We start from the raw sequence: 23,501 nt of genomic DNA on the forward strand, positions 1-23,501 counted from the left end.
AACATTCGGTTTTAAAATTGGAGCGGGTGAAGAGAATCGAACTCTCATCATCAGCTTGGAAGGCTGAGGTTTTACCACTAAACTACACCCGCATATATAAAATTTAGGAGATTGATCGGGAAGACAGGATTCGAACCTGCGACCCCTTGGTCCCAAACCAAGTGCTCTACCAAGCTGAGCTACTCCCCGGTTTTTAAATATGAATATAAAATTTTATGGCGCGCCCGAAAGGAGTCGAACCCATAACCTTCTGATCCGTAGTCAGACGCTCTATCCAATTGAGCTACGGGCGCATATTAATCTAAGATGTCATTTGATGCGGCCGAGAGGACTTGAACCTCCACAGGGTTTCCCCCACTAGGCCCTCAACCTAGCGCGTCTGCCATTCCGCCACGACCGCAAAGTCGCAAACTGACAAAATCTATTATATCAGCATAACTTATTAAAGTCAACTGTTATTTTTAAAAGTTTGAAATGCGGGTGAAGGGACTTGAACCCCCACGCCGTAAGGCGCCAGATCCTAAGTCTGGTGCGTCTGCCAATTCCGCCACACCCGCATGCTGTGAAAATGAGCCATGAAGGATTCGAACCTTCGACCCTCTGATTAAAAGTCAGATGCTCTACCAACTGAGCTAATGGCTCAATGGCTGGGCTAGAAGGATTCGAACCTTCGCATGACGGAATCAAAATCCGTTGCCTTACCGCTTGGCTATAGCCCATTGAAGAAGAAAGTATTTTAATATAACTTTTTTCGATTGTTATCTTCTTAACATTCCTTTAAGAAGCAACCCGTTTATAATACCATACCCACAATATTGAAAGCAAGTCTTTTTTTAAAAAAACTTTCAAAGCATTAATCATAATATTGATATGAGTGGTTAACAAATGGGAGGCGATTAATCGCTTCCCATTTGTTAATATGACCCGTACGGGATTCGAACCCGTGTTACCGCCGTGAAAGGGCGGTGTCTTAACCGCTTGACCAACGGGCCAACATAATTAAAGTATGGCGGAGAAGGAGGGATTTGAACCCTCGCGCCGGTTACCCGACCTACACCCTTAGCAGGGGCGCCTCTTCAGCCTCTTGAGTACTTCCCCAATACATAAAAATGGCTCCGCAGGTAGGATTCGAACCTACGACCGCTCGGTTAACAGCCGAGTGCTCTACCACTGAGCTACTGCGGAATAAAGAGTTATCATTTAAATCGATAAGTAAAATACATTATCGACTATTTGAATTATAAAGATGTTCTTATTTCATGTCAAGAGTAGATCCTATATTTTTTAAAAAATAGTGAAGCTCTACTAAGAGTTACTTATTTTTCTTAATACTCCTCTACATCTTCCGCAAACATACTTACTTATATCCATATTTCTTTTCCTAATAAATTCTGTCTTACAGGATGTACATTGAAAGACATAGCGTTTACTTGCCTTCGCTTTCTTATTATGTAATAACGGTGAGCAAAATCTAGGAGCATTGACTATTTTTAACAAATTTTTAAAATCTGCATCCCTATGTTTATAACCCCTTTTTTCAATATGTAAATGATAATGACAAAGTTCATGTTTAATTATACCTATCAGTTCATCCTCACCATACTCTTCATAATGACGATAATTAATTTCTATATTATGACTATCTAACATGTATCTCCCACCAGTAGAACGCAATCGTTTATTAAAAAATGCTGTATGTTTAAATGGCTTGTGAAAATACTGTAGTGATATTTCTTCCGTTAATTTTTGTAATTGAATGTCATTCAGATTAATTCCCTCCTTTTTAGAAACATGACAACCATTATAGCATACAATAATCAATACCTAGCTAACCTAATGGAGGTATAAATATGCCAAATTGGTTAAAAAGTCAAATCCGTAGAGCCTTTTATGAAAAAGATACGTATCAAATTCATGTCTTAAATCAATGCTGGTATTTCTATATGAAAACTAATAAAGTTAAACTGTAACTGTTATCTCACTTTTTTCTTCTACACTAATTCTAAACACATTTCATAGAATTCCTAGAAGTTAAAACAAATTTTAAACCAGTGTAATAAGTATATATTGACGATAAAAAGGAAGGAATCTCCCATATAAAACTTTCGGAGTTCCCTTCCTCTTCATATAATACAATTTATGATTTTGAAGGATTCAACATTGTTAAAGCTACTCTCTGCTTTTTCGTATCTACACTATCCACCCAAACTGTTACTACATCTCCAACAGAAACAATATCAAGAGGATGCTTTACAAATTGGTTACTTAATTTAGATATATGAACTAAACCATCTTGTTTAACTCCTATATCCACAAACGCTCCAAAATCTACAACATTACGAACCGTTCCTTGAAGCTCCATACCTGGTGATAAATCTTCCATTTTTAATACATCTTGTTTTAATAACGGTTTAGCCAATTCATCACGAGGGTCTCTACCAGGTTTCATAAGGGAATCAACAATATCTTTTAATGTGATTTCACCAATATTCATTTCGCTAGCGACTGAAGCATAATCAATGGTTTGTAATGCTTCTTGCAATGATTTAGAACCGATATCTTTTGTGCTAAAGCCCAATTTTTCTAACAAGCTTAGTACATTATTATAATTTTCTGGATGTATCGCTGTTCCATCTAACGGTTCTTTCCCCTCTAATATTCTTAAGAAGCCTATACATTGCTCATAAGTCTTCGCTCCAAGTCGAGGAATTTTCTTCAATTGAACCCTCGAAACAAAAGCCCCTTCCTCCTCACGTTTTTTCACAATATTATTAGCCACCGTTTTCGATAATCCAGCAACATATTGTAATAATGACGAGGAGGCTGTATTAACATTCACACCTACTTGGTTTACTGCTGTTTCCACAACAAACGTTAATGAATCATTTAATTTTTTCTGTGATACATCATGTTGATATTGCCCAACCCCAACTGATTTCGGATCAATTTTAACTAATTCAGCAAGCGGATCTTGAAGCCTTCTTGCAATAGAAACAGCACTTCTCTCTTCTACCTGTAAATCAGGAAACTCTTCGCGAGCTAAGTCAGATGCTGAATAAACACTTGCTCCAGCTTCATTAACAATAATATAGTGAATATCACGGTCCATTTCACGTAAAATATCCGCAACAAATTGTTCTGATTCACGAGAAGCTGTACCATTACCAATCGCCACTAGCTCTACTTGATATTGTTCTAAGATTGAAATGAACTTTTTCTTCGCTTCTTCTTTTTTAGAAACAGGTGGATGAGGATATATAACAGCTATTTCTTCCATCTTCCCTGTCTCATCAACCACTGCGAGCTTACACCCCGTTCGATAAGCAGGATCTAATCCTAGAACTACTTTTCCTTTTAAAGGTGGTTGAAGAAGAAGATTTCTTAAATTCTCTGCAAAAATATGAATAGCTCGATCTTCTGCCTTTTCTGTTAACTCACTACGAATTTCTCTTTCAATAGAAGGTTGGATTAAGCGCTTGTATGCATCTTCAATAGCTTCTTTCACAACCGTTTCTACGATTGAGGCCGTAACCTTAATGATTTGACGCGAGATGTATGAAAGAATTCTGTCCGAATCGATTTTTATAGATATTTTTAGAACTTCTTCTTTTTCACCTCGATTTAAAGCTAATACTCTGTGAGGAACGATTTTATGTACAGGCTCTTCATATTCATAGTAATTCTCAAAGATTTTCTTTTCGTCCTTCTCCTCATCTTTTAGTACAGACTGAATGCTTCCATTTTTAAAAGTAGTTGTTCGAATCCATTGTCTGATATTCGCATCATCCGAGATGATTTCTGCAATAATATCTTTCGAACCATTAATAGCATCCTCTATTGTATGAACTTCTTTTTCTTCATTGATATAATCTTTAGCATAATCCTCGAGTTTTCCTTGTTTCGGAAAAGTAAGAATCCACTGCGCCAAAGGCTCTAAACCTTTTTCTTTTGCTACTGTAGCTTTTGTACGTCTTTTTTGTTTATATGGACGATACAAATCCTCTACAACCTGTAGCTTATCTGCTTGAAGAATAGCCGCTTGCAGTTCTGGTGTTAGTTTACCCTGTTCATCAATGATACGAATAACTTCTTCTTTTCTTTTATGTAAATTCTCAAGATAGTGCCAACGATTCATAATTTCTCTAATTTGCACTTCATCTAAACTACCTGTCATTTCTTTTCTATAACGTGCAATAAACGGAACAGTATTACCTTCTTCTAATAGTTGAATTACTTGTTGAACTGATTTTTGCCCAAGCTTTAACTCTTTAGAAATTACTCCACTAACATCTATTGATTGATTTTCTACTATTGTCAATTTATATCCTCCAAACACATAGTCTATTTCTATTTTACCAAATTGTTCCCCATCATTCTAATTCAGAAAGACCTTCATTTATCTTCTAGCTTTCATTATCTTCAATGCTTTAGTTCCTTATCTTTGCAACAAAAAAGCTTACTTCTATTGAAATAAGCTCCCCATTAATAGCGTTGTATCATCTGATTGTCCAACATTCGCATTCCAAATCACATTAGTAATTTGCTTGATCGAATTTCTTCTATTTAAATAAGTTTTAATCTCTTTCAATTCTAACCCATCAGAATATAAAATAAACTGTGAAAATGGTTCATATTGAAAGGTTTTACATTGAAACTTCATCGCCCTACCTGAAAGAAAACCAGAGGTAGGTGGAGGGAAAATCAATTTATCTGATGACGGCTGCAATAAGAAAAAACGAATATTTCCAACCGATATATATTGAAACTGTTGTTTATTAAAATAAACTTTTAATATCGCTACAGCTGCCCCTCTTTTATTGATTAACACTCGATTACATTTATCTAACAAGGTCTCTAACTCAAGTTGATGATATTCTTTCACTACATCTATTACTGATTGTGATGATTCATACGCAAATTCTCCACTTCCAAGTCCATCAGCAAGAACACAGATAAAATAATCTTCTTCTATTATGTAAAAATAAGAGTCTCCACAAAACGGCGCATCATTTTTAGCCACTTGCTTTATTGATAATTCCAACTTTTCATTCTTGATGTAATCTTCAATCATTTAGCAATCTCCGAGTTCTCTTCTACTTGTATCGCTTCTCGTAGTTTTTTTATGGCTCTTCTCTGCAGTCTAGAAACATGCATTTGAGACATCCCTAATTTTTCTCCCGCTTCCTTTTGGCTAATATTCTCTAAATACGTATAGTGAATAATTTTCTTTTCTCGATCCGTTAGAACATGCAAGACCTTTTCTAACACCATTTTTTGATCAACCTTTTCATAGCCATCTTCTACTTCTCCGAAGATATCCATAAGCGTTACAGTGCCACCATCTGAATCCGCTTCAATATTATGGTCCATAGAAAGAGCTTGATAGCTCTTACCCATTTCCATTGCTTCTAGAATTTCTTCCTCCGAAACTTCTAAATAAGCTGCGATTTCATCCACTCTAGGTGAACGTTGTAGCTGTGTTGTTAACTCTTCCACTGTAGATTTAATTTTCGGACCTAATTCTTTGATTCTTCTAGGTACATGAACACTCCATGTTTTGTCACGTAAATATCGTTTTATTTCTCCTATAATAGTAGGTACTGCAAATGCTTCAAATGTTTTACCATATGCATCATCATATCTACGTATTGCACCTAAAAGCCCAATCATCCCAACCTGATAAATATCCTCATGAAAGGCTCTACCCTTAGCATATTTATGAGCTATTATTTGAACTAAACCTTTATAGTGGAGAACAAGTTGTTCTTGTGCCTCTTGATCTTGATTAAGTTGATAAGCTTTAATCCAATCATTAACCTTTTTTCGGGTTTCCTGATTAGGTTGAGACTGTCTTGACATCACTCTCCACCTGCTCTCCTTGAACATACTTGGTCATAAAAATAGTAACACCTTGGTGCTGATGTATTTTAACTTCATCCATTAGCGATTCAATTAGATAAAGACCTAATCCTCCTTCTCTTAACAATTCCACATTTTCTTCTTTACCGTAAGGTCCGATTCCTTGTCTAATCTCTTCAAAATCACCACTTTGACCATTATCAGCAACGACTAATTCTATACGATCTTCAAATAAACCAAAACCAATCTTAATATCGCCTTCTTCAAGCTCTCCATACGCATGATGTACAGCATTCGTACAGGCTTCACTAATAACTATCTTCAAATCTTCAATATCATCAAAAGAAAAGCCAATTCGACTAGCAATACCTGAGATCGTTAAACGAGCAACACTAATATATTCCGGCTTCGCTGGAATTTTCATTTCAATATAATCATATTTTTGACTCATAACAATCCACCTTTTGTTTCAACGCTATTAATCTGCATAACTTCTGTTAAGCCCGTAATATCAAATAGGCGTTTTAAACGTTGAGATAACCCTACAATTTGGAACTCTCCATCATTCGCTCTCACCATTTTAAACGCACCTACAAATACTCCCAAACCCGTACTATCCATATAAGAAACATTTGTTAAATCAATCGTCATTTTTATTGAAGCTTGCTCTGCTAAAGGAAATAATTTTTCTCTAAGTTCAGGAGCTGTGTATGCATCAATCTCTCCAGATATCGATATTTTCACACCTGACTCAACTTGTTCAATATTAATCACCATGTTCATTAAACAGTTCACCTCAGTTAATAAATGCTAAAATTTATAATACCCCTAATCTGCTCTTTTAAACTACTATATTATAACTTCTACTATTCCATTCTTTTTATCAGAATCAAGGTAAAATCATCTCTCAGTTGAAAATCTTGCAGTTTTTCCAAATGTTTAAAAACATTAAGTACAATTTCTTTTGGTCTTAAATGAAGATTTTCTTTAATAATCTCCATCACATAATCTCTTTCTATGAATCCTTTTTCAGTTCTACATTCGGTTACGCCATCAGACATAAGAATAATGAAATCTCCAATTTCAATATGTTTATCATATTGCCGATAGGTTGTATTTTTGTTTATACCGAGCAAAAGACCTTTTGCTTGCAGTTCTTCGAATTGGTCATTTTTCACGCTATAATACATAGCTGGTTCATGACCTGCAGATGAATAAGAAAACGTATGAAGCTCGGGATCGTATAATCCATATAGCATTGTAATAAACATGCTTTCTTCTACATTTTGCTCTACAACATTATTTAGAGATTGTAATACATTACTTGGCATATGTCCCTGGTTCGGAATACTATCCATTGCATATTTTATCATAGCCATACATAACGCTGCGGGAATACCTTTCCCAATAACATCTGCAATCGCGACACCAACACGACCTTTTTCATCAAGCATAAAATGATGATAATCACCATTCATCCGTTTTGCCGGTACACTAATCGTACCAATTTCTAATTGATTAATTTCTGGAATTTTTGTTTCTAGAAGAGTTCTTTGAAGATTTGCTGCTACTTCCATTTCTGTTTGCAGCTCTTGTTGTATGTGACGTAGACTCTGAGTTTCACTATAAGAAATACCGTACCACATCATCATTTCAATTAAAAAATCAAATGAATATATGATTTCAGGTCGTATTTCAGGAAATAATTGAATTAGCGTATCTTTATGCCAATTAATTATTTCCTCTGGTGATATATTATATTCCATCGTTTTTCTACTTAATTGTAGCCCTTTATATAAATGTTGTTCCGACTGCTCTTTTATAAAGTTTGTTAACGCTTCTCGGTAGAGCTCTTCAACATTTCTTTCCTTTTCCATCGTATCCCCCTAACGAAGCCACTTCGTCACAGTAATCTTTGTCCCTTTCTCAGGAATAGATTCTATATCAAAGGCATCCATTAGTCTTTTTACGCCAGGTAAACCTGCTCCAAGCCCACCTGATGTTGTAAAGCCATCTTCCATTACCCTACCAATATCTAAAATACCAGGACCATTATCTTCTGCAATAATAATTAGGCCCTTATGCCCTGACTCTTCAATAAGTTCTATTAAAATTTTCCCTTGTTTTGCATATAAATATATATTCCTCGCTAATTCGCTAATCGCCGTCGTTATGCGAGCTTGATCAACAACACCAAAACCTAATTCTTTCGCTTTATTTCTACCAAGTTGTCTAGCAGCAACAATATCCCACTCATTGAATATTTTCACGTAGGATTGATCCATATAATCAATCCCCCAATTCCTGTTGTATTTTTTCTAAACCTCTTTCCAAATCCAACGCTGTAAATACATCTTGGAAATTAATCCCTAATTCAATAAGCGTGATAGCAACCGCTGGTTGAATTCCTGTAATCACCACTTTCGCTCCCATTAAACGCGACATATCCACAACATCACCTAGCACTTTAGCAATAAATGAATCTATAAAATCAATAGAAGTTAAGTCGATTACTACACCACTAGCACTTGTTTCGTGTATTTTCTTTAGTAAATCCTCTTGGAACTGTAATGCCGTTACATCATCTAGTTCCCATTGGATAGAAATAAGCAGACAATCATATAGTTTTAATATCGGTATTCTCATTTAGCATCTACCTCTTTAATTTTACGATTTGTTAATATCAATGCTGCCTCAAACCCACTCTTTAAAGAGTTATTCGTATTAATACCATCTAAATTTATACCTAAAGCTACAATTGTTTGTGCAATTTCTGGTCGAATTCCGCAAAGTATACAAGTTGCTCCAACTAATCTAACAGCTTCAACCGCTTGGATAATATGATGCGCTACCATTGTATCTACTAATGGAACGCCAGTAATATCAATTAATACTACTTCTGAACGATGTTTTACAACTCCAACCAATAGGTTCTCCATAATTTGTTTTGCTCTTTCAGTATCAATCGTCCCTATAAGTGGCATTACCGTAATTCCTTCTAATACAGGAATAACAGGAGAAGATAATTCTTGAAGAGCGATTTTTTGTAAAGAAACCGTTCTTTCCCAAGTTTGTGTATATGTATTAATAATATCTGAATATAATGTACTCAACCATTCATCGAAATCGAACCATATTTCCATTTCATCGATTGTAACAAAATTTCCTTTTTCTCTCATTCCTTTATAAACTAAATGGTTAACCTTTTTAAGACCCGTAATGACAAATGATAAAGGCCATCCAAAACAGACAATTTTCTCAGTGAATTCCGTTAGCTTTTCTTTAAATTCATTTTGCGACTCTTGCTTATAAGTGATAATGAGATCAATCAATTCATTGCTTGTCTCAAAAAACAGCTGATCTGATACGACTTTAACCATACGGTCATCTGCCTCTTCTTTCATCAAATCTACCCATTTATCTAAAATTTCAGTTTTGTTTTTTGAGATATAGTCAAACATTATTCTTTTCATACTACCCTCTCCCATTTTAACACATTAATAATTTTTAAATAATTTTGTCCCCGAGATGTTATCTTATTGTAAGAATAAGTACATAATTATCACTTTTTTATAATAATTCCTTCATACTATAACCAAAACAACTTTTTCTCTCTTTTATTAAAAACCACGCTAACTCAAAGTTTAAACCTTTCCCAGGAAAATTCACAGCATAGAGAATCATCAATAAATTGTGAAAAATATTCAAACTTCTTTAATACCCGCTATAGAAATTATTAAACATAAAAAGCAAAAGTATATACGACTAACAGATAAATAGCGTTAATACAAAATGCAATTGTCTAAATTTCTTTAAAAAAATAACCCCTTTACTAAAAGGGGTTAATGAAACTTATAAAAATTTAAAACTCTATTAGTCCCATACTGATTTGTAAAGCATTGTCTACTTTCTTCATCATGAGCTCATCTAAATGAGTGATCTTATCAGTTAAGCGCTGCTTATCAATGGTTCGTATTTGTTCCAAAAGAATGACAGAATCTCGTTCAAATCCATACTTTTTCGCATCGATTTCTACATGTGTTGGAAGCTTAGCCTTCTGTATTTGCGCAGTAATAGCTGCCACAATTACTGTCGGACTAAAGCGATTACCGATATCATTCTGAATAATCAGCACAGGGCGAGTTCCTCCTTGCTCGGAACCAACCACGGGGGACAAATCTGCATAGTATACGTCACCACGCTTAACAACGATCAAAGGATCATCCTCCGCTTACTAAACGTTCAACGCAGTGCTCAGCCTCATATTCTGCAAGAAAGGCCTCAGAAGCAATGCTTAGATTAATTGTAGCCATTTCAATATAGCCACGTTTCATTTCATCACGAATTTTTCTCTTTTTTCGTTCGTGAAGATACATTTTCGTTGCACGATATAGCAATTCATTACGATTTACATCGTCTTCCTGCACATATCCATCAAGTTCAGTCAAGAGATTTTGAGGTAATTGAATTAATATTTCTCTTGTTGCGCTGGGTTCAGACACAAGCATACACCTCCACCATCACTACACACTTTATACTTTATACTTTTTCACCCTTCATATTACCATTAAAATGGGAGAATGAAAAGGGAATATTGGTTTTTCCATAATATTATTATAGGCATTGCCTCTTTAGTTTTATTCATACATTCTTACATTTTTAGTATCTCGTTACGTGTAGAACAAACTTGTCCATGCCTTTTATAAATTCTAGGAATTCTCCAATTAATCATACACGTAACCTCATAATTAATCGTATCTAACTTCCTTGCTATTTCGTCAATCGAAATCATTTGATTACCATTCTTCCCTATTAACGTTACTTCAGTACCAACTGGATAATAAGAAGGAAGCTTAATCATACATTGGTCCATACAAACCCGGCCAACAATCGGAACTCTTTGCCCATTAATTAAAACCTCTTGTCCCTGTAATTTCCGAATCCAACCATCAGCATAACCGACAGGTAAAGTAGCAATCCATTCCTTTTCTTGCGCCGTATAAGTAGCCCCATAGCTAACATGGTCGTCTTTTTCTATTTGCTTAACATGAACAATTTTCGTATGAAGTGAGAAGGCTTCATCGATGGCAAAAGGGATCTCCTCTTTTATTTCAGGAGACGGACTTAATCCATACATGGTTATCCCGTAACGAATTGCGTTACACCATGTCTTATGAAATCGTAATGCAGCCGCGCTATTTCCGCAATGCACAAGATCAGGCTTCTCCGATAATTGTTCAACCATTTCTTGAAAACGTTCATATTGTTTATTGAAATACGTTAAATCTAATTCGTCAGCTGTAGCAAAATGCGTATAAATTCCTTCAAACATAAAAACATCCGTTTGACGAATGATTTCTTCAGCCGCCTTTAGCTGACTAGCATCTCTATATCCTAATCTCCCCATACCTGTATCACATTTAATATGAATCGGTAATTTTAGGCCTTGAGGAATATGAGTTGATGCTTCATTTAGCCAATCATTATTAAATACTGTAATCGACACATGTAACCTAGCAGCCATTTCTACATCCGAAGCTCGAACTGCACCAAGAACCAAAATCGGACATACTATGCCTTTCTTACGCAATATAATAGCTTCATCTAAGAAAGCAACTGCTAAGAAGTCAGCACCTGCCTCTATCGCGGTCTGAGCTACTTCTAAGTCTCCATGCCCATATCCATTTGCTTTGACAACTGCACATAGCTTTACATCTTCATTGAGCATACTTTTCATTTTACTTACATTGTCATAGATGTAATCTAAATTTATTTCTGCCCATGTATCTCTGTAAAATGCTGAATTCACTTTGATAAACCTTCCTTCTTTGTCTCTTCCCATCCCTTATTATGAGTAAACTATATATAGGATAACAGATTAGAAACTTCCATTAAAGAAAAGAAGAATTCTTACGATTTCTAATGGGCTATTTAACCCCTTCCCTTCTTAACATTTTATTCTCTTTAGATAAGAGAGCCACACAAATATTTGTATGACTCTCTTTTATTAATACTTTATTCATTTATACCCTTACTCTAAGGTACTCTTATTTTACCGGCTTTGTTTGAACGGAACGAGCGATTTCAGCCATTTCAGCTTTAGACAAGCTATCGGATGCAATTTTATAATCAGCACCTTCATATGTCCAAGAAATACTATTATCCGTCATCACACCAATAGTAAAGCCTAAGTCAACTAAATCCCCCATAACCGGTGTAGCATTCATCGTCTGAATAATTTTGGCTTTTTCCACTATCATAGTAAAGCTCTTTTCTTTTCCTTCATACGTTAATACATAACTTATGCTGTCATCAGACGTGAATTCTTTTTCTTCTTTTAACGTAATACCCTCAATTTCCGTAGGATAATTTAAACTAAATTCTTGATCCGCTTCTGCCATTGCTGGTATTTCAATAAGAGCGCCTGTCATGTTCTTTTTCATATCAAAAGCATCCTTATCAAAAGAAGGATTAAAGCTTACTTTAGAAAACGTTACTGTTACAAGCGTATTTTTATCAGGATCTTTTATCTTCACACTAACTGGAGCAAGATCTTTTTTGTTTAAAACAATCTCTTGATACGGAAGCATTTTACTGTTTTGATATCTTGTCTTTGTTTCAAAAACATATTGTTTATCAGTTGCTTTGAATGTTGCGTCTTTATCTAAAACAATATCCTTTACAATCGATTCATATAAGTAAGCCTGGCTACTATTTTTTGGCCAATCACTTTGAAAATGAAAACTCTTATTCAACGCTGGTGTTAAAACGTATACACCTTCCTTATTACGAAGAATCATTTGACTTTGTTCTTTTTTCTCATTTTTTAATTTCACCCGATAAAAATCAGGATTTTTATACCATATCTCTACATCATATACTTGAGGATCCTCTCCCATCTTTAAAGTCATTTTTGCATTTGCTTTATAACTTTTCATTTCCGCGACTTTTTTATTCAAAGATTTCACTACATCTTCTTGAGACTTCTGCCCACACGCTGCCAAAGATAATAACAATAAGATACTTGTAACGAGCACAAATAATTTTTTCATCCGTTCAACCCCTTTTATTATTTAAAAAAGAGAGACAAAAAGGCTATGATTAGGTATGGATTACTATCGTAATTATCTTTTTTCAAACAGAAAATGAAATTAGCTCAATCTTTTCACCAAAATTCCCATTACCGACCTTGTCTCCTATAGCAATAAAAGTATATGACGGTGCTTCACCGAATATGTCCAAGTCATGACAAGCATTTAAGAAAAACCTTTTATTTCTCATAATCTTTCTACAGACCAAAAACGCAAGCGCCTTCTGGACGGGATTGATTTATGGCATTGGGGACTAGGAACTGGAGCTAGACTTCAACATTTTCAAAAACAAACAATTCACAGGTCAAAAATTTTATAATTTCCTAAACAACAAAAAAGATGAATCAAAAGTTCTCTTTCAATTCATCCTTTTCTTCTCTATTCACTTTCTATAATCACTTGAGCAGCCGCATATTCCTGACAATGTGTAATGGACAAATGAACTCCTTTTGATTTAGGAGCAATAATAATCGGCTTTCCTTTATCATCATAATCAATTTCAATATCATGAAATCCAACGCCCCTACCTATACCAGTTCCTAACGCTTTAGAAAAAGCTTCTTTCGCAGCAAATCGTCCAGCTAAAAATTCCACCTTACGTTCTTTACTATATGTAAGATACAATTCAAATTCTCTTTCTGTTAATATACGGCGCACAAATTTAGGCTGATTTTCCGAAAGATGTCGCACTCTCGATATCTCAATAATATCTAAACCAATTCCTGTAATCATCCTTATTCTCCTTCTAATCTAGATATTACGCGCATAAAATGTGAATATCACGCAATGAATAATGGAGTGAGAGCTATGTTTATTAGAAAAGAAAGCTTTAAACAATTTATAAAAATGTACCCCGTTGTGACATCTATTATAGGTATAAACATGGTCGTTTTCATTTTAGCTAACTTACCTTTAATATCAAATGATTTAATCATAAGCAAAATGTTAGGTATAAATTTATACATAAAAGAGGGACAACTTTGGAGATTACTCACTCCGATTTTCCTTCATAGCTCACTTATACACTTTATCTTTAATACATTTGCTCTCATTATCTTCGGGCCGGCTATTGAGCAAATGATAAAATCTTTCCGATTTTTCTTATTATACGTAGTCAGCGGCATCGCCGCTAACCTTATCACTTATTTCATACAACCCTTAACGTACGCCCACCTAGGAGCAAGTGGTGCCATTTTTGGCCTTTTAGGCTTTTATTTATATCTTGCTTTATTTAATTCTACATTTCTCTCAAAACAAGATGTTCACATGATAAAGGCATTAACTTTTATCGCTTTTATTATGACATTCTTTCAATCCAACACGAATATTACCGCCCATATTAGTGGCTATATTATTGGATTTGTTCTGGCCACTGTCCTTAGCAAAAAAATTTAAATCACTAGCTATTTTGGAACCATTTTTTTATAAGTAGCACATCCTGAAATTCGAGATCCTTTACAGAACCATTACTTGGACCAATTCCTGTTTTACTAAAGGCACTAATGGTCCCTAGTTGCTTACTCTTTTGCCATATACTTTGCTTCATTGTTAATGATTGTATTCTTCGTTTACGAACCATATATGTTTGTTTAGAAATGGTTCGATAAGTCAATGTTAGTTGTTCTTCTTGAGTATTCCAACTTGCTACTTTATAAGAAGCGTAAGATAGAACGGTTTCAACTAAAACTAAAAGTAAAGCCGCATATCCCCATGGTCCAAAAAAGTATATGACAGCTATTGTTAAAGGAATTGTCCATAACCATCCTCGAAAAAGATATCTTTTCAATGATCGCTTTGGCACGTGAGTCATAGGTGTGTCTACCATATAACTAGTTGTCACTGATGCCAACGAAGCTTTTAAATGTCGTTTTTTTATAAGCGGAAATAACATTACTTTCGAATCATCCTTATCCTCTGTAGACCCTGATGCCGTTTCCACATATACTGTTGCATATCCTAAAGGCTGTCTTATTACATTCTCTACGATCCGAACTGCTTGTATTCTTTCAATCGGGATTGTTAGTCTACGTCTTTCTAACAGTCCCCTTGATATGATAATTTCTTCGCCTGATTTTTTAACAGTAAAAAAGGCATATTTCAACAAGATTCCTACTGTCGCAATGAGATAGGCTACAAGCAATCCAACAACGATTAATAAAACAATAAAGACCCACGAAATAATCGATATTATTGCTTCAACTTCTGAGTAAATATGATCGTATTCAATTTGATCGCCAAACTGAGAAAACAGTGCGAACGCACCCGAAAAAACAACCCCTACTCCTCCTGAAGTTGCCGCCATAATAAATAATTCTTTAAAAGACATTTGGAACAAGATGTTTTCCTTATCCTCATCCACTGAAATCTTCTTTTCTTCGTCTTCATTTTCCAGCATTTCGTCTTCTGTAAAATTGCTTTTTGTTTCTTTAAGCAACTCTTGAAAAAGTTTTGCTTCATCCTTTGAAATGGCAGTTAATACTGCTTCTGCTTTACCACTAGAAGATCCTGCTGTATCGATTGTTACTTTTACAAGAGAAAATAACCTTTGTAAAATCCCTTCTGTTATATCGATACTTTGAATCCTTTCCAATCTGATATACCTTTTCTTTTTAATCAATATCCCTTGATCAATCCGAACCTCATCATTCTCGATACGGTATGTGAACTTTACCCATGATAAAATACCAAAAAGGACGCTTCCAACAATATAAACAAGAATAAAAATGAATTCAAAGCTCCAAGACGATGCCCCCTTACTAGGAAACACAATAAAAATAATAAAAGGAATAATCGAGCTTTTGATAATATCCAAGGCATTTAAAACAATCGTAATTGGGTGTAATCGTTTGGCCTCAGACATCTTCTTTCACCATCTGAACCATTTTTGCTATGTATTGTCGAAGACTCTCTGCCTCACTTAAATCCAGAGCAGGAATTTCATGAACCGTGGCTGCCGTCGACACCTCTACTGTCGCTAGGTCATTTCTACGCATAATTGGTCCTTGTTGCGTATCCACATGTTGAACTCGAACCATCGGCACTAATGTCCTTGTTACAATAAATATCCCTTTTTGAATTTCAATCTCATTTTCCCTTACCTCGTATCTCCACCACTTATAACGCAGATTAGGTAATAAAAAAATCGAGAACAAAGCAATTAAAACCACACTAATAACTGAAATAATAGTGACCCAAACCGACCAATCGAACACTTCAGTCAATACGACTAAAATAATTGCTAAAACTCCAACAAAAACCGTAGTAATCATACCTGTTATTCGCCAAACCTTAAGCGCTCTCAATGATATTCTATTTTGAAGGTCCATTCTCCCCACCCCTTTTCCCATTATTATACTACAAGTATAAAGGGATCCCTTCCTATTCTAGCGTTATTACATTTCGCAATTAAAACTCGATACTTAATTCAAGATAAAATAGATTTCTATCATAGTTACATATACGTTTTTTTGAAAAAAAGTTCCTTGTTGTTATACAATAAAGCTTGAATCATTGATCCATTGCACATTTTTTTGCAATCGTATATCTTTCATCAATTGAAACAACGCTTCATCTTTTAGCTTTGCTTCAATCATAACATCCACCTGTTCAACAGTCCCCTTAACAAGCTGAACAAATTCCCAAAACATTTCAAGATCAATGCCATCTGCATGAGCACGATAATCTTGATTACTTCTCGGACTTGAAATATGTACTTTAATAGGTAAGGGTGAAAACGACCACGTTTTAATAATCCGTTTCCACTCATCCTGCAAGCAACTACCTTCCTCATGATTTACCAAATAATGATGATAATCAAAAACCAAAGGTACTCCTAATTTTTCACATACGTACAACGTATCTTTTAATGTAAAAGTAGTGTCATCATTCTCTAACATAAGCATTCCTTGAATATGAGGTGGAATCATTGACCAATTATAAATGAATCTCTCTAACGCTTGTTCCTTATCCTCATAACCCCCTCCAACATGCAAGACACATCTATGTTTTGGAGCAATTCCCATTCCTCTCAATAAAAGATAATGCATTTGTAGTGTCTTTAAAGACATTGAAAATGTATGTTTGTCTTTCGTGTTCAAAACAACAAAATGATCCGGATGAAAATCTACTCTAACGAAAGGATGCTCTTTGATAAATGACCTAATTTCTGATAACCCTTCTTTTAAAGGAGCAATATAGTCCCATTTCTCAATTTCAGGATGATTAACAAGCGGAATAAGCTTCGAGCTAAAACGAAAAAAATGAATGTCATGAACTTCATTATGCCTCAATAATCTCAAGCAATTGTGAAGATTGGTACGAGCTATCCTTACAAGTTTTGCTATGGCCGCATCGTAATCTGCAATTTTCACAAACTGGCTATATGTCATTGTTTTTGAAGGCGAAGCATTCTTTACATGCATACTCATCGCCACATATCCAAAACGAAATATTGTCATAAATGAATTCCTCCTTTTTATATAGTGCTCACTTCTTATAAAAAAAATGGTCTTCACTCTATACTTTTATCAAAACCTATATTAAGAAAATAAAAACAGAAAAAGCCCTATGAATGTTACCAACATCCATAGGGCTTTTCGAATAAACAATACACTATAATCATCTAAATGACATCGAAATATTGATTTTTATCTATTTCCGCCACCACGACGGTCACTATTGTTACGATTACGTTCGCGATCATTGCGACGACGATTGCCACCTTGATCTTTTCGGTTGTAAGCACGTCCATTACGTTGCTTAGAACCATTTCCATTACCAGAGTACTTTCTTTCCTTCCTAAACGCTGGAGCTTCTCCAGTTAGTTTAATAGGAGTATTATCTGGCTCTTTAGTCATTAGCTTCAGTACAGTTGCCGCTAATGTTTTTGCATCGTACTTCTCTAATAGCTCTTCAGCTAAAGGCATGTACATTGTTAAATCTTCATTTTCAATCGTTGACATGATTTTTTCTGTAACAGCCTTTTGTTGACCTTGAATAGCTTGTGAAGCAGTAGGTGCTTTTAAACGATCCATACGCTTTTTCGTTGTTCTTTCAATAACATGCAGTTGAGATCTTTCTCTGTAAGTAACAAAAGATACAGCAATACCTGTTTTTCCTGCACGGCCAGTACGACCAATACGGTGTACATAACTCTCAGCATCTTGAGGAATATCGAAGTTATAAACGTGTGTTACACCAGAAATATCTAATCCACGAGCAGCAACATCCGTCGCAACTAAAACATCAATACTTCCTTCTTTAAACTTTTTAAGAACAGACATACGCTTCGCTTGACTTAAATCACCATGAATTCCTTCAGCTGTGTACCCACGAAGGTTTAAAGCTGTTGATAATTCATCAACACGACGTTTTGTACGTCCGAATACGATTGCAAGCTCTGGTGTTTGAATATCTAATAATCGAGTAAGTGCGTCAAATTTTTCTGCTTCTTTCAGCTCGATATAATATTGTTGAATACGATCAACCGTCATCTCTTTAGCTTTTACTTTTACAAGATGAGGTTCTTCCATAAAACGTTCTGCAATTTTACGGATTGGTTCAGGCATAGTTGCTGAGAACAATAGTGTCTGATGTTCAGCTGGTACATTTGAAAGTATTGATTCAATATCCTCAATGAAGCCCATGTTTAACATTTCATCTGCCTCATCAAGTACTACTGTTTCTACATCGCCCAATTTAATCGTTTTACGGTTAATATGATCAAGTAGACGACCAGGTGTTCCAACGATAATATGTGGTTTCTTTTTAAGGGCACGAATCTGACGTTCAATATCTTGACCACCATAAACAGCTAAAACACGAACGCGTTTTCCATACCCTAATTTAAATAGCTCTTCAGAAACTTGAATCGCTAATTCACGTGTTGGTGCAATTACGATTCCTTGTACATGTTCAGCCTTTGTATCAATTTTTTCCATTAATGGGATACCAAAAGCAACTGTTTTACCCGTACCTGTTTGCGCTTGACCAATTACATCTTTTCCTTCTAATGCAACTGGAATTGTTTGTGCTTGAATTGGCGTCGCCTCTTCAAATCCCATTTTTTCTACCGAACGCATTGTGGACTTTTGCAGTCCTAATTCACTAAACAAAGTCAATTTTTCCTAACTCCTTTTTATCGAGAAATAACTTATATATCTCAAGAAAAAACGTCACCGACCCACGTATATACAAAACGAAGGAGACACGCGATTTAACGGGATGGTAAAAATATTATCACCGGCGCATAAGACGAATCCCCGTACGAAAAATTATTTCCAAAAGAGAAATGGCTTATGTTCTAAGCGTGTTAGGTGAAAAATTAGACATAGATTTATGCTGGTTTTTACTCTTTAATTCTTACTAAGTAAGTTAAATTTCTTATTAACCATTAAAAAAACCAATATTGGCCTAAAAATTTTCTCAAAATATAGGTAAAGTTTGAACCTTATAAAGAAAACAATAATACAACATTACTGTTTGTTATCATAAATAATAATTATACTACTTTTTATGATTATTGTCTGTAAAAAATAATAACACTATTTAGGCTTTAATGCAATGAAGCCACTTAGAAATTGACAATTTAATGACCATTCTCTAAAAATGATTGTATCTCTTGAAAAAGCTTTTCATTATTTTGACAGTGACAGATTAAATGTTTTGAATTTCTTTCGATGTATAGTTTTTTACATGGAGAATCGATTTAGTTATATATATAGTTTGCTGTTCTGGCCGGTACCACTCCATCACATCCACCTTGAGCAATAAATACCGGGACATGAATTCGTTCATATACCTGAGAATTAGCCACTACTAGAGCCTGAAACTGCCTAGTAGCATGCAAAGGAGTCTTAGTGATTTTGTACTTATATCTTGCGTACAAATCATTATCTCTTAGGTTTCCTCGAATCGCATCTTTTATAACATCAAAAATATCAATCATGAGTGTTTAACACAGACATACTTTGCAGCAGCACTCAATAATACCAATTTTTCGATGTGGTACTTCGATGCTAAATATGAAGCAATAACTCCTCCCATAGAAAAGCCTATGACATATACCTCTTCACACTCTCGTATTAATTCCTTAAGTGATTTCTCCGCACAATAAATCCACTCTTCATACACAACATCTGCTAAATTCCCTTGTTGTTCATGCCCAGGTAAGGTAGGAACCAATATCTTACAATCCATATGCATTTGTATATATTGCGCTAATGGCTCTACCTCATATGGGCTACCAGTGAAACCATGAATACAAAGACATCCTTTTTTCTTCATCTTAATCACCATAAGTTAATAGAATTTTCTACCTCTCTAATAACAAAAATGTGTTATCTTTCTTAATTATAGATGTTTTAAATCAAATGATGGTCACAGTTATTTATTCTTTTTTCGGCTACGGAAAAGGAAACTCATATAACATAACCCATAATCGTAGTTTTTCAAATGTTTTAAGGACCATACCTGATGTTTTAGTTTTTAAAAAAGGCTGGATTGTTGATTTAAAATACGGTCAGTGAAGGTGAGACCTCACAAGCACTATGTACAAGGAGTCTCACCAATCACCATGGAAAGCTAACTTGTTCATAAGAAATACACGAAACAGCCAAAAAGACGCACGAAGTCGGAGGGATAGGATCTTAACATAAGACGTAATTATCAGGGGAACCTATAGAATGATAGAGGCTTCCAAAAGTGAGTGAAAACCCATCTTTTAAATAGCCCCTAGAAATATAACAAAAATTGTACTTTTATGCTTTAAATTTATCAGTCAGTTGACTATTTAAATAACTAAGCTGTTCCGCCATTTCTGAAATACCATAAGAGGCCTTTGTGATTTCCTCGAAAGTTCGTTTAAAATCATTTACTGAATGACTAAAGTGACTAATTCTATTTTCACTCTTTTTTACACTTTCAACAGAATTATCAAGGATATCTATTATATTATGATTTACCTCTCTAAATAAGTTTGTTTCATCAACTATAGTCTGATAACTATTTTCAAATGTATGAATGGTTTCTTGTACGGAGAAAATTTGATTTTGAATATGGTCAAGAGCCCTTTCCGTCTGACTGGCTAAATTTCTTACCTCTTGTGCAACTATTGAAAATCCTCTTCCATGCTCTCCAGCTCTTGCAGCCTCAATGGCTGCATTAAGAGATAGTATATTAGTTTGATTAGAAATTCCTCTTATGACCTTTACTACTTGACCAATCTGAGCAGAGCTAACACCTAATTGTTTTGTTAATTCTTTCGTCGTATCAATTAACTCAACGACTTCATCAACCTTCGTTAATGAATCTGAAACATTTTGCTTTCCTTCTTCTACTTTTTTTATAAGTATTTCTGAACCTTCTTTTATTGATTGAATCTCTGCCAACATCTCTATTATCTGTCTCTCTTTATTTTCTATAGAAGAGCTAGCTTGTTGAGATGTCGCAGCGAGAGTTGCAGCTGAATCATTAAGTTTAAACTGTAGTTCCTCAATTTCATTCAATTTCATCATAGAAGAGGTATAAGCATCAATATATGTAGCAATCACAATCTGACTATCAAACGAACATAATTTTTGAAAAGAGTTATGTAACTTAATAACTTGTTCATCATTTTGCAATTCAGAATGTAAAATGTGCAGCATTTCATTCTGAATAATGGTATACGCCCCCATATACCATTCTGGTAAGAGGCCGATTCGATTATGGACATTGCCTATAATCTTCCGACGATTAATGTACTCTACTCCAACCTCCCCAGATACCATATCCAGTAAATAGATTTGTAATGTTTGCTTTAAACGCTCTATAGCTGATTCCTCATTAATAATCTTTTTCAAGCTTGGTATCTTCATGATTCGCTCATAAAAAACCTGCACAATCCTCGATACATTTTTTTCCATTATCGATTGCATGTTCACAAGATTTCGCAAGTCTTCCTCAGTTAAATCAAGAAATATTAATTGCTGATTCTCCTTACTTTCTTGTAACTGATGATAATACATTCCTACATCTATACCCTTATCCCTGTTAGCTTCTAGATCGTATAATCTTTCTTCATTCGACATACGTTTGCTAAAACCAATGGCTCCCTTTTTGTCACCGACTAAACGCGAAAATGGACTAGCACCCACTTCTGTTTCCCCCAATACTCTTGCAATAATTGAATCATAATAAGTCAATATTCCTATTCAATTATGAATCTTTTTCCAATTATATATGAATATTTCTATAATTTGTTTACATATTTCGACATAATTATGAATTATATGTGTTATTTTACTTTTTTTAACAATTTTCTAGTAAAATTCATTTATATACATCACATAAATAATTAGGAGAGTAGCTATAATGATTGTTTTCACAGTAAACCCTCCAACTACAAATTTATTAACTAAAAATCTAAATAAACGCCGCTGGAAAATAAGGTTGATACATCACGACACAATCGAACAGCTCTCTACTAAAACTCATGTGCAGGGCTCTCCGTCCTTTTTCTTATTGCCCTTGTTCCTCGAGACAGAAAATCCGATTCTTGAGCAAGTAATTGAGTATGCTGAAAAGGAGCTAATACCTATTTTATTCGTTATTAATCGTACAAAAAATCGGAAGTGGAAATTACCTTATCCTACAAAAACCATATACGACACTATTAGTACTCCGATTAAGGATTATGAGCTTTCAATTAAGGTTAAATCTCTGTTGAACTTAAACATTGAAATTTTATCTACTACCTTTAAAAAGAATGAATTTGAAACCATGAAGAAAAGAATGGATGAAGATCTTTTTATAGCAAAAACTTTCCAGCACCTAACACATCCGTTGCCCTTAATTAGAGAAAGAATAATTCTAAAGAGTACTTTTCATTCATCCGCTCAGCTTTTAGGCGATTTATTTTTATGGGTTGAAATTTCTGAAAATAAATACGTCATTATTATCATGGACATGAATGGTCATGGAATTCACGCAGCGTTAATGAGTATGTCTATCCGTTCACTTCTTCACGAGTTTATCCAAACAGCACAACAACCCCAAAAAATTACCCATGCATTAAATAAACATATGAATAAGCTATGTGAAGAATTTCAATTAAAAAATATATATGATTCACCATTCTTCACATCGATTGTCGCCTGTATAAATACTAGTGAGCAATCCATTACTTACGTAAACTCTGGACATCCACCAGGTATGTTATATCAAAGAAAGAGAAAGAAACTACTGCTTCTTCCTCAAAACACTATACCTATAGGATTAGTTGATAAGATTTACATTCAAGAGGAAAAACTCTACTACGAAATAGATACGGACTTCATACTATTTACTAATGGATTAATTGTAACTCCTAGTGCTTCACATGAAACACTTTTAGATTTCATTAGCAATAGTTTTATATCTGGTTGTGATTCATCAACAGATGACCTATTATCACATCTCATGCTGTCTAGAATGAAACATTCCGAAATAAATGATGATATATGTATCGTTCATAGTCATTTAAAATAAACAAGAAGGACTTCTAAAAAAAGATTCAATCTAATTCCAGAAGTC

At 34.7% G+C, this 23,501-nt stretch carries 25 protein-coding genes, 10 tRNA genes and 1 pseudogene; 3 read left to right on the forward strand and 33 right to left on the reverse strand.

The annotated features are described in order from the left end of the window. Positions 1-18 precede the first annotated feature (18 nt). The 11 genes from BN349_RS20085 to BN349_RS20135 all read right to left on the reverse strand — a co-directional run bounded on the left by BN349_RS20085 (position 19) and on the right by BN349_RS20135 (position 1,767). A tRNA-Gly gene (locus tag BN349_RS20085) sits at positions 19-92 on the reverse strand. A gap of 23 nt (positions 93-115) precedes the next feature. Then, positions 116-189 (reverse strand) — tRNA-Pro (locus BN349_RS20090). Positions 190-216: 27 nt separating this feature from the next. Then, positions 217-293, reverse strand: a tRNA-Arg gene (locus BN349_RS20095). A gap of 24 nt (positions 294-317) precedes the next feature. Next, positions 318-400, reverse strand: a tRNA-Leu gene (locus BN349_RS20100). Positions 401-475: 75 nt separating this feature from the next. After that, positions 476-557, reverse strand: a tRNA-Leu gene (locus tag BN349_RS20105). A gap of 12 nt (positions 558-569) precedes the next feature. After that, a tRNA-Lys gene (locus tag BN349_RS20110) sits at positions 570-642 on the reverse strand. A 2-nt stretch (positions 643-644) separates the two neighbouring features. Continuing rightward, positions 645-719: transfer RNA gene (locus BN349_RS20115), tRNA-Gln, on the reverse strand. A gap of 201 nt (positions 720-920) precedes the next feature. Next, positions 921-992: transfer RNA gene (locus BN349_RS20120), tRNA-Glu, on the reverse strand. Positions 993-1,007: 15 nt separating this feature from the next. After that, positions 1,008-1,098: transfer RNA gene (locus BN349_RS20125), tRNA-Ser, on the reverse strand. Between the two features lie 12 nt (positions 1,099-1,110). Beyond that, positions 1,111-1,185 (reverse strand) — tRNA-Asn (locus BN349_RS20130). 120 nt (positions 1,186-1,305) lie between these two features. Further along, a complete protein-coding gene (locus BN349_RS20135; RefSeq protein WP_026089412.1) occupies positions 1,306-1,767 on the reverse strand; it encodes a SprT family protein in 462 nt (153 codons plus the stop codon). Between the two features lie 83 nt (positions 1,768-1,850). Here BN349_RS20135 and cmpA point away from each other — a divergent pair, with 83 nt between their 5' ends. Then, complete coding sequence (cmpA, locus tag BN349_RS25655) at positions 1,851-1,970, forward strand: cortex morphogenetic protein CmpA (protein ID WP_019244114.1); 120 nt, start codon at positions 1,851-1,853, stop codon at positions 1,968-1,970. 167 nt (positions 1,971-2,137) lie between these two features. Here cmpA and BN349_RS20145 read toward each other — a convergent pair whose 3' ends face one another. The 14 genes from BN349_RS20145 to acpS all read right to left on the reverse strand — a co-directional run bounded on the left by BN349_RS20145 (position 2,138) and on the right by acpS (position 13,682). Further along, entirely contained in the window at positions 2,138-4,318 is a 2,181-nt protein-coding gene (locus tag BN349_RS20145; RefSeq protein WP_019244115.1) for a Tex family protein, read from the reverse strand. A 144-nt stretch (positions 4,319-4,462) separates the two neighbouring features. Continuing rightward, the gene (locus BN349_RS20150) at positions 4,463-5,071 is read right to left on the reverse strand and encodes a PP2C family serine/threonine-protein phosphatase (protein ID WP_019244116.1); all 609 of its coding nucleotides are present in this window, start codon (positions 5,069-5,071) and stop codon (positions 4,463-4,465) included. Then, a complete protein-coding gene (gene sigB, locus BN349_RS20155; RefSeq protein WP_019244117.1) occupies positions 5,068-5,859 on the reverse strand; it encodes an RNA polymerase sigma factor SigB in 792 nt (263 codons plus the stop codon). Before sigB ends, BN349_RS20150 begins: the two co-directional genes overlap by 4 nt. Then, positions 5,837-6,310 carry an anti-sigma B factor RsbW gene (gene rsbW, locus BN349_RS20160; RefSeq protein WP_019244118.1) on the reverse strand — a complete coding sequence of 158 codons (474 nt, stop codon included), beginning with the start codon at positions 6,308-6,310 and terminating at the stop codon, positions 5,837-5,839. Before rsbW ends, sigB begins: the two co-directional genes overlap by 23 nt. Continuing rightward, positions 6,307-6,642, reverse strand: coding sequence for an anti-sigma factor antagonist (locus tag BN349_RS20165; protein ID WP_019244119.1), 336 nt, complete (start codon positions 6,640-6,642; stop codon positions 6,307-6,309). The genes rsbW and BN349_RS20165 overlap by 4 nt, the downstream gene beginning before the upstream one ends. An 83-nt stretch (positions 6,643-6,725) precedes the next feature. Further along, complete coding sequence (locus BN349_RS20170; protein ID WP_019244120.1) at positions 6,726-7,736, reverse strand: PP2C family protein-serine/threonine phosphatase; 1,011 nt, start codon at positions 7,734-7,736, stop codon at positions 6,726-6,728. 9 nt (positions 7,737-7,745) lie between these two features. Continuing rightward, positions 7,746-8,144: an anti-sigma regulatory factor gene (locus BN349_RS20175; RefSeq protein WP_019244121.1), complete on the reverse strand. Its 399-nt coding sequence runs from the start codon at positions 8,142-8,144 to the stop codon at positions 7,746-7,748. Between the two features lie 4 nt (positions 8,145-8,148). Further along, on the reverse strand, positions 8,149-8,505 hold the full coding sequence (locus tag BN349_RS20180) for an STAS domain-containing protein (protein WP_019244122.1): 357 nt from the start codon (positions 8,503-8,505) through the stop codon (positions 8,149-8,151). After that, positions 8,502-9,332: an STAS domain-containing protein gene (locus tag BN349_RS20185; RefSeq protein ID WP_019244123.1), complete on the reverse strand. Its 831-nt coding sequence runs from the start codon at positions 9,330-9,332 to the stop codon at positions 8,502-8,504. The genes BN349_RS20180 and BN349_RS20185 overlap by 4 nt, the downstream gene beginning before the upstream one ends. A 389-nt stretch (positions 9,333-9,721) precedes the next feature. Continuing rightward, positions 9,722-10,072: a type II toxin-antitoxin system PemK/MazF family toxin gene (locus BN349_RS20190; RefSeq protein WP_026089415.1), complete on the reverse strand. Its 351-nt coding sequence runs from the start codon at positions 10,070-10,072 to the stop codon at positions 9,722-9,724. Positions 10,073-10,079: 7 nt separating this feature from the next. After that, complete coding sequence (locus BN349_RS20195) at positions 10,080-10,361, reverse strand: CopG family ribbon-helix-helix protein (protein WP_019244125.1); 282 nt, start codon at positions 10,359-10,361, stop codon at positions 10,080-10,082. 149 nt (positions 10,362-10,510) lie between these two features. After that, on the reverse strand, positions 10,511-11,668 hold the full coding sequence (alr, locus tag BN349_RS20200) for an alanine racemase (RefSeq protein WP_019244126.1): 1,158 nt from the start codon (positions 11,666-11,668) through the stop codon (positions 10,511-10,513). A gap of 238 nt (positions 11,669-11,906) precedes the next feature. Continuing rightward, complete coding sequence (locus tag BN349_RS20205) at positions 11,907-12,911, reverse strand: LolA family protein (protein ID WP_019244127.1); 1,005 nt, start codon at positions 12,909-12,911, stop codon at positions 11,907-11,909. 417 nt (positions 12,912-13,328) lie between these two features. After that, positions 13,329-13,682, reverse strand: coding sequence for a holo-ACP synthase (gene acpS, locus BN349_RS20215; RefSeq protein WP_019244129.1), 354 nt, complete (start codon positions 13,680-13,682; stop codon positions 13,329-13,331). A gap of 75 nt (positions 13,683-13,757) precedes the next feature. Here acpS and BN349_RS20220 point away from each other — a divergent pair, with 75 nt between their 5' ends. Beyond that, positions 13,758-14,345, forward strand: a complete 588-nt coding sequence (locus tag BN349_RS20220) for a rhomboid family intramembrane serine protease (protein WP_019244130.1) — start codon at positions 13,758-13,760, stop codon at positions 14,343-14,345. Between the two features lie 4 nt (positions 14,346-14,349). On the opposite strand, the gene BN349_RS20225 is transcribed toward BN349_RS20220, so the two are convergent. From BN349_RS20225 to BN349_RS26985, 8 genes and pseudogenes are all read right to left on the reverse strand, one after another. Continuing rightward, positions 14,350-15,810 carry a PH domain-containing protein gene (locus BN349_RS20225; protein WP_019244131.1) on the reverse strand — a complete coding sequence of 487 codons (1,461 nt, stop codon included), beginning with the start codon at positions 15,808-15,810 and terminating at the stop codon, positions 14,350-14,352. Then, positions 15,803-16,276 carry a PH domain-containing protein gene (locus tag BN349_RS20230; RefSeq protein ID WP_019244132.1) on the reverse strand — a complete coding sequence of 158 codons (474 nt, stop codon included), beginning with the start codon at positions 16,274-16,276 and terminating at the stop codon, positions 15,803-15,805. Before BN349_RS20230 ends, BN349_RS20225 begins: the two co-directional genes overlap by 8 nt. Positions 16,277-16,438: 162 nt before the next feature. Continuing rightward, positions 16,439-17,407: a UV DNA damage repair endonuclease UvsE gene (gene uvsE, locus BN349_RS20235; RefSeq protein ID WP_019244133.1), complete on the reverse strand. Its 969-nt coding sequence runs from the start codon at positions 17,405-17,407 to the stop codon at positions 16,439-16,441. A gap of 189 nt (positions 17,408-17,596) precedes the next feature. After that, a complete protein-coding gene (locus BN349_RS20240; RefSeq protein ID WP_019244134.1) occupies positions 17,597-19,069 on the reverse strand; it encodes a DEAD/DEAH box helicase in 1,473 nt (490 codons plus the stop codon). Positions 19,070-19,656: 587 nt separating this feature from the next. Then, complete coding sequence (locus BN349_RS26790; RefSeq protein ID WP_332306688.1) at positions 19,657-19,836, reverse strand: hypothetical protein; 180 nt, start codon at positions 19,834-19,836, stop codon at positions 19,657-19,659. A 56-nt stretch (positions 19,837-19,892) separates the two neighbouring features. Next, the gene (locus tag BN349_RS26795; protein ID WP_332306689.1) at positions 19,893-20,234 is read right to left on the reverse strand and encodes an alpha/beta hydrolase; all 342 of its coding nucleotides are present in this window, start codon (positions 20,232-20,234) and stop codon (positions 19,893-19,895) included. Positions 20,235-20,707: 473 nt separating this feature from the next. Further along, positions 20,708-21,463, reverse strand: a complete 756-nt coding sequence (locus BN349_RS26980) for a methyl-accepting chemotaxis protein (RefSeq protein WP_425457672.1) — start codon at positions 21,461-21,463, stop codon at positions 20,708-20,710. A gap of 21 nt (positions 21,464-21,484) precedes the next feature. After that, positions 21,485-22,018 (reverse strand): annotated as a pseudogene (locus BN349_RS26985) (protoglobin domain-containing protein); the annotation flags it as partial. Positions 22,019-22,301: 283 nt separating this feature from the next. Between BN349_RS26985 and BN349_RS20255 the strand changes: the two are divergent. Then, positions 22,302-23,456, forward strand: a complete 1,155-nt coding sequence (locus BN349_RS20255; protein ID WP_019244136.1) for a PP2C family protein-serine/threonine phosphatase — start codon at positions 22,302-22,304, stop codon at positions 23,454-23,456. Positions 23,457-23,501 lie beyond the last annotated feature (45 nt).

Origin of the sequence: Bacillus sp. AP8 (genome assembly GCF_000321185.1) — a bacterium.
Classification (GTDB): domain Bacteria; phylum Bacillota; class Bacilli; order Bacillales; family DSM-1321; genus Bacillus_AD; species Bacillus_AD massilioanorexius.